This window comes from Acidithiobacillus caldus ATCC 51756 (assembly GCF_000175575.2).
Classification (GTDB): Bacteria; Pseudomonadota; Gammaproteobacteria; order Acidithiobacillales; family Acidithiobacillaceae; genus Acidithiobacillus_A; species Acidithiobacillus_A caldus.
Map to the genome: position 1 here is coordinate 2,118,446 of NZ_CP005986.1, position 13,143 is coordinate 2,131,588.

Annotated in this window: 13 protein-coding genes; 1 reads left to right on the forward strand and 12 read right to left on the reverse strand. The window is 56.9% G+C overall.

The features are described 5' to 3' along the window. Positions 1-17: 17 nt before the first annotated feature. The 7 genes from soxZ to ACAty_RS10335 form a co-directional block, all read right to left on the reverse strand. Positions 18-347 carry a thiosulfate oxidation carrier complex protein SoxZ gene (gene soxZ, locus ACAty_RS10305; RefSeq protein ID WP_038472212.1) on the reverse strand — a complete coding sequence of 110 codons (330 nt, stop codon included), beginning with the start codon at positions 345-347 and terminating at the stop codon, positions 18-20. Positions 348-396: 49 nt separating this feature from the next. Further along, the gene (gene soxY / locus ACAty_RS10310; RefSeq protein WP_049784696.1) at positions 397-906 is read right to left on the reverse strand and encodes a thiosulfate oxidation carrier protein SoxY; all 510 of its coding nucleotides are present in this window, start codon (positions 904-906) and stop codon (positions 397-399) included. Between the two features lie 34 nt (positions 907-940). Further along, on the reverse strand, positions 941-1,453 hold the full coding sequence (locus ACAty_RS10315; protein WP_014003319.1) for a hypothetical protein: 513 nt from the start codon (positions 1,451-1,453) through the stop codon (positions 941-943). Between the two features lie 348 nt (positions 1,454-1,801). After that, positions 1,802-2,167, reverse strand: a complete 366-nt coding sequence (locus ACAty_RS10320) for a cytochrome o ubiquinol oxidase subunit IV (RefSeq protein ID WP_004868337.1) — start codon at positions 2,165-2,167, stop codon at positions 1,802-1,804. Continuing rightward, complete coding sequence (locus ACAty_RS10325; RefSeq protein WP_004868339.1) at positions 2,164-2,799, reverse strand: cytochrome c oxidase subunit 3; 636 nt, start codon at positions 2,797-2,799, stop codon at positions 2,164-2,166. The genes ACAty_RS10320 and ACAty_RS10325 overlap by 4 nt, the downstream gene beginning before the upstream one ends. Before the next feature lie 69 nt (positions 2,800-2,868). Further along, entirely contained in the window at positions 2,869-5,007 is a 2,139-nt protein-coding gene (locus ACAty_RS10330) for a cbb3-type cytochrome c oxidase subunit I (RefSeq protein WP_038472214.1), read from the reverse strand. A gap of 23 nt (positions 5,008-5,030) precedes the next feature. Next, the gene (locus tag ACAty_RS10335) at positions 5,031-5,999 is read right to left on the reverse strand and encodes a ubiquinol oxidase subunit II (RefSeq protein WP_014003322.1); all 969 of its coding nucleotides are present in this window, start codon (positions 5,997-5,999) and stop codon (positions 5,031-5,033) included. A gap of 1,825 nt (positions 6,000-7,824) precedes the next feature. Here ACAty_RS10335 and ACAty_RS10340 point away from each other — a divergent pair. Next, positions 7,825-8,334 (forward strand): SCP2 sterol-binding domain-containing protein, encoded by a 510-nt coding sequence (locus ACAty_RS10340; RefSeq protein ID WP_014003323.1) that lies wholly within the window; start codon positions 7,825-7,827, stop codon positions 8,332-8,334. A gap of 67 nt (positions 8,335-8,401) precedes the next feature. Here ACAty_RS10340 and gatB read toward each other — a convergent pair whose 3' ends face one another. The 5 genes from gatB to ACAty_RS10365 are packed head-to-tail and all read right to left on the reverse strand — an operon-like array spanning position 8,402 to position 13,095. Then, positions 8,402-9,835 (reverse strand): Asp-tRNA(Asn)/Glu-tRNA(Gln) amidotransferase subunit GatB, encoded by a 1,434-nt coding sequence (gatB, locus tag ACAty_RS10345; protein WP_004873193.1) that lies wholly within the window; start codon positions 9,833-9,835, stop codon positions 8,402-8,404. Further along, on the reverse strand, positions 9,832-11,304 hold the full coding sequence (gatA, locus tag ACAty_RS10350) for an Asp-tRNA(Asn)/Glu-tRNA(Gln) amidotransferase subunit GatA (protein ID WP_004873194.1): 1,473 nt from the start codon (positions 11,302-11,304) through the stop codon (positions 9,832-9,834). Before gatA ends, gatB begins: the two co-directional genes overlap by 4 nt. 16 nt (positions 11,305-11,320) lie before the next feature. Next, entirely contained in the window at positions 11,321-11,614 is a 294-nt protein-coding gene (gene gatC / locus ACAty_RS10355; RefSeq protein ID WP_004873195.1) for an Asp-tRNA(Asn)/Glu-tRNA(Gln) amidotransferase subunit GatC, read from the reverse strand. A gap of 24 nt (positions 11,615-11,638) precedes the next feature. Continuing rightward, entirely contained in the window at positions 11,639-12,424 is a 786-nt protein-coding gene (locus ACAty_RS10360) for an MlaA family lipoprotein (RefSeq protein ID WP_014003325.1), read from the reverse strand. Next, complete coding sequence (locus ACAty_RS10365; RefSeq protein ID WP_004873197.1) at positions 12,421-13,095, reverse strand: HpnM family protein; 675 nt, start codon at positions 13,093-13,095, stop codon at positions 12,421-12,423. The genes ACAty_RS10360 and ACAty_RS10365 overlap by 4 nt, the downstream gene beginning before the upstream one ends. Positions 13,096-13,143: the final 48 nt, after the last annotated feature.

The window sequence follows — 13,143 nt, forward strand, 5'->3', positions numbered from 1 at the left end:
GTTCTAAAACGCGCGATTCAGGCGACGGTGATCTTTGCCTCCGCCGTCCACGAGCCACCCTGATTGTCCTTCCAAGTCATCGCCAAGGTACCACTGCGCTCAGCGCGCATCTTGAAGGCAAGGTACGGATTGGCGCTGATAGCGGTGCTCCAGTCCAGATGGCACAGGGGTTTGCCTGCAAAGGTCACCGTCACCGTCTGAATGAAGTGGGCAGGAATGAGCTTGCCTTGCTTGTTCTTTTGTAAACCCGTGGTCATCGGGTTCATGATCAACGAACGGACCTCTACCACCTCCCCCTTCTTGGCGTGGGCGGGCATACGAATCATCGGGTTACCTAAATCAGCCATGAATCAATCTCCAAAGAAACAGAATGCGGGAATTCGGTGCGTAGAAAGGTCAGCCTCCGCAACCACCAATGGTCACTTTCACCTCCTGCGGCTTCGAGGACATCAACTCACCCTTGTTCGTCCGCGCAACAGCCCGCACCATGTCGGTCTTGGCCATCTTGATTCGCTCCTGGAAATATGCGCGACCGTTTTCCGGACTAAAGAAAAATGCGCTCGCCAGAGGCGTCGGATTGTGATCCACGTAAAGAAACACGGCGTCGATGTAGTTGTCTGCGGTCATTGGGTGATCGACATCCACGGTAACCGGAACCGCAGCTCCATTTTCAGCAATGGTGGGCGCTGTCAGATGCACGGCCGGCGATACCGGGACGGAGGTCTTGCCAATGCTGTCCTGCATCGCCTGATCCAGAACCTTGGCATCGAACTCCTTGGCTGGCCATCCGGGAACATTTGCGGCGCGAGCCAGACTCGGTAGCAAGGCGCCACCGGCGGATACCATGGCCGATACCACAAGAGACTGCTTCAAGAACTTCCTTCTTTCCATGATTTTTCCTTCCATATCCGTAGGGAACCACTCACTCCTGCAACTCACACTACTTTTTGGCAATATTGGGTACGCCCTTCTCCACCCGCGACATGGGTATCCCCTGCAACACCTTGATTACCGACGTATCGAGACTTTCCGCAATTTGGCGACTTTTTGGAGTAAGCGCGTAGTCGGCACGTAAGCCATACACGACATAACTGGTCTGCCCTTTTGAAAAGATGTCCAGCGTCAGGGGACATCCTGCAGCCACCGGCCAAGAGCTGTTGATGAGCTTGCTGAAATCGAAAGGATTACAGAAAACGATGGCCCGTATGTCGCTGAAGTGCCGCGTATTGAAGTCGGGAATCTTCAGAGTTTTCTGTTGGGCACCGATAAGTTTCAGTATGTTGAGCTTCAACACGATCTTGTAACCACCATCGTGTAGCACACTTTCTACTTCGTGAGCTGCGGCAGCCATGGGCATATCGATCTTCTCGATGTACACCGGGCTTGCCTGTGCGCAGGCCAAGCCCGGCAGCAAACACAATCCAGCTGCGAGCAGGACAGATTTTACGGTCATTGTGATCTCCTTGGTCGTGCTATAGAGTGTAAAGCAAACTGTATGCCACAGGTTTAGCCTGCGACGCGCATGGTCTAATGAGACAACACAAGACTGTAATATTTGGTTTTTTCCCCTCTACCCTCGAGATGTTGCGTGGCTGACACCATCTCATGACCGTGCCGATGCGCCGGTCTGGACGGTTGAGCTGTACCAGATGGCACAGTTCCTCCAGTTCGTCATCCATCGCATCGCTTTGGGGCGAGGCCCCGCTGCGTGCACTCACAAAAAAAAAAGGCAAGGAGGGGAACACCCCCCTTGCCCCTCCCGGACTCTGAGATACGCTGGGCGACAGAGCCCAAGTGCTGCTCAGTGCATCCCCGGCATACCGGGAATCGAGGGCATGGTGCGTAGGTACAGCTGGGAGAACATCCACCAGGTGAGCCCTATGGTGATGACAAACAAAGGAACGAATGCTACCAAGGCCACGGTGTTCCAGATGTTATGCTCGGAAATATCGATGTGTAGCAGGAAGTACACCTGGGCAATGACCGCAAAACCCGCACAGGCCATAATGGCCAGAAGCAGGGCGAAGGGCGGCAGCGCGTGACTGGACACCAAGAAGGTGGCCAAAGCCATCAATACGGACGCGAGAATGAATCCGGTAAGATAGCCACGACGACTGGCCATCTGGACCTCAGGATGCTCTATGGGATTGGCGTGACCATGCGTCATGACATATACCCCCACAAATAAACAAAGACATAGATGAATACCCACATCACAGCCTGAAATTGCCAGAACATACGCAGGCTGATGAGACGTCCCACGACATCCTCAGTGACTCCCTTGCGCGCCACCTGCCAGAGCATGACCACAATCCAGATGAGACCGGCAAAAATGTGGGCCGCGTGGACCTGGGTGAGACAGTAGAAGGCCGAGAGCCCACCACTGACCTCCGGCGTTATTCCGGCGGCGATGAGGCGCATCACATCGTGTATGTCCAGGGCCAGAAAAAGCACACCGAGAACCAAGGCGCCAAGCAATCCGTTGATTACGCCCGATTTGTTGCCCTCTTTCAGGCTCGTCATGGCCCAGCCGTAGATCAGAACGCTTAGAAAAAGCGCCATGGTCTGCGTGAAGGTGTACCACGGGGTAACAAACTGCGCTGGCGTCGGGCCCGTGTAATAGCTGTGCGGATAACTCAGCACGCCATAGGCCGCGAACAGCGTCGCAAAGAGCATGGCATCGCTCAGCACGTACATCCAAAATCCAAAGGTGCGCGTGGAAATCACATCGTGGCCGTCGTAATCCTCGGACCACAATCGGACCTTATCGGGATCCACTACCGTTTCAGCATGACTCATGAACGTTTCTCCTCAATCTGGGGGCGGTGACGACCCGCACTAGGCGCGACCGTCACCTGACCTTCGGACTTACCAGGAACCCGGCCCGGGATTTCTGCGGTCGTTCTCCGACAGCTCACGGGAATAGGCGGTGACGTGCCCACCGGCAAAACCGCCCACGGGCACCGTACCGCCGCCGTCGACGGGCATCTTCTGCTGCGCCGCCCGATCCAGTCGCTCAACCTCCTCAGCGGAGATGACATAGCCAGGATCGCCCTTGGCCGAGCGCCAGATCATGAGGGCGACCGTTGCCACCAGGGCAACACCACTCAACCACCAGATCCTCCAGGTCAGACCGAAACCCAAGAAGAAGAGTGCGGCGCCAATATAGAGGGCAATAGCCGTATTGTTGGGCATGTGAATCGGCTTGAAGTGCTTCGGACGCACACCCAACAAACCGTGGTCACGACGCCAGGCCACCTCGTCGCGAGCATTGATCTCCGGAACCATGGCAAAGTTATAAAAAGGCGCCGGCGAATCCGTAAGCCATTCCAGAGAGCGAGAAGTACCCCAGGCATCGCCACCAACGCGTTCTTTGGCGCGATCGCGAATGCTGACATACAGTAGTACCACGAAAGAGACCACCGACATCACGTAAACGGCTATGCCCACTTCCTGAATGTCGAACATCCCTGCCCAGTGCGGATCAAATGGCCAATCCAGACGTCGCGTCTCTCCCATGAAACCCAACATGAACATGGGAATGAATACCAACGCCGTACCGGCACTGAAGAGCCAAAACATGATCTTGCCCCAGGCCTCACTCAGCCGGAAGCCAAAGACCTTGGGCCACCAGTAAATCACCGCGCCGAAGACGGCATAGACAATACACAACAGCATCATATGAAAATGCGCGACCACAAACACGCTGTTATGCACCATGTAATTGATAGCCGGCACGGATAGCATCATTCCCGTCAGACCACCGATGAGCAAAAGGAACAGCGCACCAAGGGCCCAATGCATGGCCGCGGTATAGGTAATACGGCCTCGGTACATGGTAAAGGCCCAGTTGAACACCTTGACACCCGTTGGAATGCCTACGAGCATCGTGGCAACACTGAACTCCGTGCTGACGTAGGGCCCCATCCCCATGGTGAAGAAATGGTGCAACCAAACGATCCACGACACACCGGCGATGGCAAAGGTGGCTAGTACCATGGCCACATAGCCAAACAAGGGTTTTTCGGAAAAGGTAGGGATGATTTCTCCCAACATACCGAAAGCGGGGAGAATGACGAAATACACCTCAGGATGTCCCCAGAGCCAAAACAGATTGGTATACAGCATCAAATTCCCACCGAAGCCAGCGGTAAAGAAGTGCGTGCCGAGATACCGGTCCGCACCCACCAGCGCCAGGGCAACCTGAAGACAAGGGAACGAGGTCAGGGCGATTATGTTTGCAGACACGGCCGACCAGGTGAACACGGGAAGCCGCCCCCAGGTCATGCCAGGCGCACGCATCTTCACCACCGTCGCCAGGAAATTGATACTGCCAAGCGTGGTTCCCAGGGCAATCAGCTCCAGAGTCCAGATCCAATAATCGACACCAACACCTGGGCTGTAGGACAATTCGAAAATCGGTGCATAGCCAAACCAGCCATTGTGAGAAAAATCCCCCACAAAAAGGGAGATCATGATCAGCGCTGCACCAGCCGCCGTAATCCAGAAACCCAGAGCGTTCAGATACGGAAAAGCCATATCTCTGGCGCCTATCTGCAGGGGAACGATAATGTTCATCAACCCGACCAGAAGCGGAGTTGCCGCCAGCAAGATCATGATCAAGCCGTGCGCGCTATAGATTTGGCCAAAGTGGAAGGGCGTAAGGTAACCGTGGATGGCCCCCATCGCCTTGATCCCATTGTCACCCGGCCCCACAGCGAGCATCTGTTGGGTGCGAATCATGAGCCCGTCGATGAAGCCGCGGAACAGCATCACGAGACCCAGGAAAACATACATGATCCCGAGCTTCTTGTGGTCGACCGTAGTAAACCATTCCTTCCAGAGGTAGCCCCACAAACCGCGCTTGGTAATCCAGGCGACAAGGGCAAGGCCAATGAGGACGATCACCACAAACAGAGGAGCAAGAATGAGATTCTTGTAAGGAATCTCAGAGAGGGCAAGTCGCCCGAGCAACGGACTCCAGGGTCCGGGTACATGAACCAGCATGATTTATCTCCTTCCGGCAAGAATCAGGCGCGATGCTCTTTCGCCTGCTTTTGCAAATAGGCGTACATGTTTTCCGTCATGAACATGGGTATTGGCCATTTCTTGCCATTCATCACTTCCAGTATCACGTGATTGAAAAGACCGGGCTCCACATGTCCGTATATGGGTGTTTTGTAGTGCACATTGATGTAGGGTCGGGCAAATTCATTGAACTGATGGTAGTTCATGGTGCTTGGTTGCTGCTCGGCCATGTCAACCCACTGGTGAAATTGCCGCATACTCACTACCCGGGTTTTGAACAGCATCCAGGACGTACCGGCGCCGCAATAATCTGCGGCTATGCCCTGATAGACCCCTGTTTGGGGTACCTCCATGGCATCCTTGGTACGCATACCCGGCATGACATCAATCATCCCAACCAGCTGTGGGACAAAAAAGTCGGTAGTGACTGCCGTCGACGTCAACTTGAAAAAGACCGGAGTATGAGCTGGCACCACCAACTCGTTGGCTACGGCGATGTGGTGAAATTGCGGATAGATAAACAGCCATTGCCAATCCGTCGCAATCACGTCGACATCGATGGGGTCACCTTTGGGCTTCATGGTGTGGGTAATGACCGTGGGGTTATACGGATTGAGCGCAAAGCTACCGTTGACGGCGACCGCCCAGGAGAGAAAGGCGACGGCGACAATGGGAATGCCCCAGGTGAAGAACTCAATGGTCATGGAGTGGCTCCACTTGCCATCGTATTTGCCTCCACCTCCACCCTTGCGATAACGGATCATGAACCAGACAATCATGATGGCAGTGAGACCAACGATGCTTAACATCACAGCAACGTCGATCATCATGTAATCGTAACTGGCGTGCGCACCTACCCCCTTCGGATCAAAAATCCACCAGGGTGAATGGCGCGCGCAGCCACCCAGTAGCAGTGTTGTCAGCAGTATTGCGGCATAACGTCCCATCCGGGACCATGTTTTTTTGGTCATTCCAAGAAACTCCAATTTGTAGCCAGCCTCCCAAGAATCAGGACAACCGATTCCGCTTGGATAAGGAGTGCCGAGTCCACCAGAATCAAGGGCTATCGGTCTTGCCCCAGACTTCCGGACGTTGCGTAGATGCTGGGCCCCGCTTTGACCGAGGGTTCACGCATGGCATCGCACTCCTTAACTTTCGACGTCTGAGCCATTTGAAGCATCGCGCTGTGCCGGCCCACGGTTTGACCCGGTAGTTCAGATCACTACGATCCAATGTATAGCTTACTAGAATGAGTAATCACAGATGAATTTTCTTATTGAGACGATTGCTCCAATAAAATACACAATTACAAACAACTTGAAATATTATTATGTTATTATGTTATAGATATCAGGCGGAACTATTCCCAGACGGATAGCCGCCCGCGAGATCAACGGCTCAGCCACAGTGGAGGCGAGGAGCACTCGAGTACGCTTTGCGCCCCCCCCCCGATGAACGAGTTCCTCGCTTTGCCTCTGTGGCAGCAGAGTCTCACCCTAGGCCGCTCCTCTCAGCGTGGGCGCCCTCCTCGGTCAGCCCGTAAGGCTTTGCCTAGGAGTAGGATTTTCTGATATCCTAACGGCACTAGGTTAGGGTGCTGGGTGTCCGTCATTGGGTAATGACGCACACACCCAGGGCTTTTGGTCAGAAGTTCGGGGGGGTTTAGCAGTAAGACTCACCCGTCCTGGCATTGTCAGGGAGCGTTATGCCCATCGTCGCACCGCAGTATGGAATCACCCCGGAACGCAAAAGGAATCGCGACCACCAGGAGGGAGTGCCGCAGCAAGAGCACTCGACGGCTCCATCGTCTACTTCTCCCGCAGGCAAACCGCAGTTTTGGTACCCCAAGGACCTCGACATACCCGAGGACAGTCCGACCAGTGCGGTGTCCCAGCGTCCTGCAGCTGCGGAGAGCAGGAAAGTCACCGTAGAAGTACGGAAAAGGCGCAGTATACCGCGCTAAAAGGTCACAGCGAGCGTCCTGATCCCGCCGCTGGGCTGGGCACGACGCCGCGGCTTCCCTCCAGTAACCGGCAGACAGCGGCAGAACCCAAACTGGTGTGGGTTACGTCATTGTCCCCTCAGCGCAGCGACCCGCTGAGTGCTCATCCTAGGCGATGCACGCAGATACCGCAGGTTATCGGGTGGGACACAAAGCTATCTGGCGTGGTATTACCGCCATGCCCATCGGACGCCTGTGTATGGCGGAGGCGGTGAGATTCGAACTCACGAGGGGCGTGAACCCCTGCCGGTTTTCCGTACCCACTATGGCTTTCGCCACCAACCCTTTGGGTCTTTGGAGTCTGGATCATGCCTTCACCCTAGCCCGCTGGGGCCTTAGGTGGGAACCGTCTGATCTCTACACCTTCTGGATTGCTCCAGCTTGGCTCGGCATTACCTCGGGACTATAGCCCAGGGGCTTCGCCGAATTTGATTCCTGTCACCACCATGGTTTCCCGTGGTGGGCTCGATGCCTCAAGACCGGTGCATTCAACCACTCTGCCACACCTCCGTGGCTTGACTAGTCTAATGCAAAGCCCTAAAAATCCAAAGTCCAGGTAACGGAAAACGTCTTCCCGGTCACTGCAGTCGATGGCATGTACGGCGCAACCGTCGGCCAACCCGACACTGCGCGCGACATTTTATGGTATCTGGTTATATTATGATGTTATATCTCTTTGAAATTTATTCCCGGATCAAAAGCCCTTGCTAGGAGATCGGCCCGTGGACCAATATACTGAGGTGGGCTTTATGAGAAAGCCCGCAATTCTGCGGGATAGAGAAAGGAGAGCATCGATGATCAAAAGAACCGTGTGCCTGGCACTATTGGGATTGGGAATGGCAGCGTCCACCGCCGCTTGCGCCAGTGACGCCCCAGAATTCATGTCTCCGGGCTGGGCCAAGGATCTGTGCACGGCATGGAACGGAAACGCGACCCTCACGGAAAAGCTAGCCGGCGCCTGGATCAAGAACGACGGAAAGCAGGGCTACAAAGTCATGGAGATTTCAGACTCCAGCTTGAAAGGCGTAGAACCTGTCCAGTTGGAGATCGCTCCTAAGGATGGCAAAGCCATGTGTATTTACGGCGGCGCCGTCAAAGTCAAGAAACTGAACTACAATTACGACTACAAAATGTGGGCCACCACCCACGATTGGTATCACATGGGCTCACCCATGATGGCCATGATGTTTGGTCGGCTCAATTTCAAGGGACCGAAGATGGAAGCCATGGAAAACATGGGGCCCTTCGCGGAATTCCTCAAGCTCGTCGCCGAGACACCGGCGACTGTACCGCCCGCATCCTAAGGATAGACGCCGCCCCGCCCCAGAGCAATCCTCGCTCTGGAGCGGGTGGCGGAGGCTCGCCTACGATTCAGGACGGGTTGTCCAGCCGTTCTCGTAACAGGCGATTGAGCTGCTCCGGATTTGCCTTGCCCTGGGACGCTTTCATGACCTGTCCCACAAAGAAGCCAAACAGCTTTTCCTTACCCGACCGATAATCGGCCACCTGCCCCGGATTCTTGGCCAAGACCGCATCGATGAGCTTGGTGATTGCCTCGACGTCGGTAATCTGGCGCAGCCCCTTGCGCTCGATGATGGTGTCGACATCCTCACCCTTCTCGAAGAGTACTTCGAAAACATCCTTGGCAATCTTCCCGGAGATGGTCTGATCCTCGATGCGCTGCAATAACCTGCGCATCTGCTCTGCCGGCACCGGACAGGATTCGATTTCTCCATTACTGCGGTTCAAGGCGCCCAACAGGTCACCCATGATCCAGTTGGCCGCGAGCTTTGCATCCACACCCTCGGCGACGACCTCGTAGTAATCGGCCAGGGCGCGACTGCTGGTGAGCACGCCAGCGTCGTAGGCAGGCAGCGCATACTGCTCCATGAAGCGCCGTTTCCGCGCGTCCGGTAGCTCCGGCAAGGAGGCACGCACGGCCTCGATTTGCGCCGGCTCGAGCACCAATGGGAGGAGATCCGGATCGGGGAAATAGCGGTAGTCGTTGGCCTCTTCCTTGCTGCGCATGGAGCGCGTCTCACCCTTATTGGCGTCGAACAGGCGCGTTTCCTGAACCACCTCGGCGCCGGATTCGAGCAGATCCTGCTGGCGTTCCATCTCGTACTCGATGGCTTTTTCAAGGAAGCGAAAGGAATTGAGGTTCTTGATTTCGGCGCGGGTACCAAAGGGCTCGCCCGGGCGGCGCAGGGAGACGTTGGCGTCGCAGCGAAAGGAGCCCTCCTGCATATTGCCATCGGAGATATCCAGATAGCGGACCAGGGCGTGCAGTTTCTTGAGGTAGGCCACCGCTTCCGCCGGCGAGCGCATATCCGGTTCGGACACGATTTCCAGAAGCGGCGTGCCGGCACGATTGAGGTCGATACCGGTTTCCGCCGAGAACGCCTCGTGCAGGGACTTGCCGGCGTCTTCTTCCAGATGTGCGCGGGTGATACCGACGATCTTTTCCGTGCCATCGGCCAAGGTCAGGGCCAACTGGCCGCGACCGACAATGGGAATCTCATACTGACTGATCTGATAGCCCTTGGGTAGATCGGGATAGAAATAATTCTTACGGGCAAAGACGCTGCGCTGATGTATTTCTGCGCCCACAGCCAGGCCAAAGGCGATGGCCTTGTCCACGGCTGCGGCATTGAGGACCGGTAGTGCCCCAGGTAGTGCCAGGCAGACGGGACAAGTGTGCCGATTGGGTTCTGCACCATAGCGGGTGGGACAGTTGCAGAATATCTTGCTCTGCGTGTTGAGCTGTACGTGTACCTCGAGACCAATGACGACCTCCCAACTCACCTCTGCACCTCCGCCAGATTCGGACGCTGACGATGCCACGACGTGGACTGCTGATAAGCGTGGCCCACGGCCAGAAGCAATTCGTCGGCAAAGTAATTTCCCATGAGCTGCATGCCCACGGGCAAGCCTTCACGGGTGAAGCCGCAAGGTAGATTGAGTGCGGGAATGCCCGCCAGGTTTACCGCAATGGTGTAGATATCCGCCAGATACATGGAGACGGGGTCTTCCCGCTTGGCACCCAGGGCAAAAGCCGCCGTGGGTGTGGTGGGCCCGGCGATGAGGTCCACCTCGGCGAAGGCCCGACGAAAGTCCTCGCGTATGAGGCTACGTACTTTCTGGGCCTTGAGATAGTAGGCATCGTAATAACCGGCCGACAGCACATAGGTACCGATGAGGATGCGACGACGTACCTCTGCGCCGAAACCCTCGAAGCGCGATTGCAGGTACAACTCCTGGAGATTGTCCACGTCCCGGCTGCGGTGGCCGTAACGCACACCATCGAAGCGGGCGAGATTACTGGAGGCCTCCGCCGGCGCCAGCACGTAGTAGGCGCTTACGGCCACCGCGTTGTGCGGGAGGTGGATGGGGACGATTCGCGCCCCCATGTCCTCAAGCTGAGCGATGGCCGCGCGGACCAGATCGGCCACCTGGGTGTCGAGACCGTCGATAAAAAACTCCTCCGCCACACCGATGCGCAGGCCCTGCACCGGGCGCTGGAGGCCTGCGGAAAACTCTCCCGCTGCACGGGGGTGGCTGGTGGAATCCCGGGGATCGTGTCCCGCCATGGCATCCATGAGCAGCGCACAATCCTCGGCACTACGGGCCATGGGACCGGCCTGATCGAGGCTGGAGGCAAAGGCGATCATGCCATAGCGGGACACCCGGCCGTAGGTAGGCTTCAGGCCCGTGATACCGCAAAAGGCCGCCGGCTGGCGGATGGAACCGCCGGTGTCGGTACCCGTTGCCGCCGGCGCCAGACCCGCTGCCACCGCCGCCGCCGAGCCACCCGAGGAGCCGCCAGGAACCAGCCGGGTATCCCACGGATTGCGCACGGCACCGTAATGGCTAGTCTCGTTGGAGGAGCCCATGGCGAACTCGTCCATGTTGAGCTTGCCCAGCACCACGGTACCCGCCTGCTCCAGACGTTCCACCACGGTGGCGTCAAAGGGAGGGACGTAGTTCTCGAGCATGCGTGAACCGCACGTGGTGCGCAGTCCACGGGTGGAGAAAATATCCTTGTGGGCAATGGGTAGACCCAGCAAGGGAGCGACGGAGCCCGCCGCCCGCTGCTCGTCGGCACGGCGTGCGCTGGCAAGAGCGCCTTCCTCGTTCAGGGTAATGAAACTCTGCAGCTGGGAGTCGAGGGATTGGATGCGCTGCAAAAAAACCGTGGTCAGCTCAACGGCGGAAATTTCCTTTCGTTGCAGCAGGCGGCGCAGGTCGGCAAGACCATGATCGTGGAGTTCCACACAGACTCCTATTCCGTTATTCAATGACTTTGGGAACCAGAAACAGGCCGTCGGCACTCTGCGGCGCATTCTTCAGGTTGGCATCTCGACCTGCAAGGTCGCGTTCGTGGGCACGGTCCTCACGCAGTGGCTGCTGCATCTCCAGGGGATGCGCCATGATCTCCACGCCCTCGGTGGACACTGCGCTCAGTTTTTCGATGAGGACGAGAATACCCTCCAGCTGCTCCGCGACCTGCTCGAGCTCGGTCTCAGGCAAGGCCAGACGCGCAAGACTGGCGGTGCGCTTTACCGTATCGATCGTGAAAGCCATTTCCTGCTCCTGCCTGTGCAGATTCTAGGGTCGATCGGCCGTCGACCGTGACGGCGCCGCGGGTTCGGATGGAGGCGGCAGATCCAATCCCTGCAAGAGTTGGGAGGAAGTCACCTTGCCGCCATCGATGAGGTACTGCTCGTGCTGCTCCCAGGCATTACGCATGAAGACATAGGGATTGACGGCTTCCTGGACCATACGGATCTTCGGCTCATTGACATAACCGGTATTGATGATCCCCATGCCGGTCAGGGCATACTGGGCATTACTGCTGGAAACGTAATAGGTTGGTCCCGTAAAGATGGCCAGAGCGAGACCCGGCAAACTGCGCAGGGAACTTGGACCATAGAAGGGCAGAACGAGGTACGGCCCCTGAGGCACACCCCAGACCCCCAGGGTCACGCCCAGGCTGTTCTCGTGCTTGGGCAGATCGAGCTTGTTTGCCACATCGAACAGACCACCGAGACCAAAAATCGTGTTGACGAGAAACCTGCTCAGGTCTTCCATTCCCATCTGCACACGACCTTGGAGGAAATCGTTGACAAAAATGTAAGGCGTATCGGCGTTGGCGAAGACATTGCTCACCCCCTGCCGAAAAAAGCCGGGAGTCACTGCCCTGTAGCCCCGAGCCACCGGCTTCAGAACGTAATCGTACAGGCCCATGTTGAAGTGGAAGATGGGCCGGTTCACCGCTTGCAGGGGATCATCCGGACCCTGCTGGGCAACGGTCTTCGGTCCCCCTGTGGTCGCACACCCGCTCAGCGCCGCAGCGACGACGACGGACCCCAGGCATGCGCGCCAACCTTTCATTGCTTATCTCCATCGCGATAGGCCTGGATTTGTTTCTTGAGATGCTGAATGAGGGCGTCGAAACCCTTTTTACGCAGGGTCTCGGTGTACTCCGCCCTTTTCAGGGCAAGATCACTGACACCATCGGCAACCACATTGACGATACGCCAATCGTCCCCCTCTTTCTGCAACAGGTAATCGAAACGGTGCACCTTGCCATCGTGCTCCGTCAGGGTCGCATAAACGCCCTCAGTACCAGGCTGGAACGTCTGCGTCTGGACGATGGCAAAGTGCTCGCCCGCATAACTGTCGAAGCGTCCCGCGTAGGTGGCTATGGTGTATTCCCTCAGAACCTCGACGAAGGTTTTCTGCTGCGCGGCGCTGAGCTTCTGCCAATCCGGACCCAGGGTCAGTTCGGCAATGCGCTCGAAATTGAAGACCCGCGAAACCACGGGCGCGACCACCCGATAGCGCCGGGAGTAGCCGGCGGACTTTCCGAGCTCCATGGATTTGAGCAGTGCCGCATCGAGACTCTCGATGGCCCCATCGGGCGAGCCCAAGGCCGGCTTTTCCGATGCCGTCTCGGCCGTCGCCTTGGCCGGGACGGCACCTGCGGCCACCCCCATGGGAGCGTAAACTCCCAGGACTACCGCGGTGACCCCAAACAACAAAGGCAAACGCTTCCGCTGCATTACTTTACTCCTGCACGCACTCACGTGAATGCCAAAGAAAATCCCCCG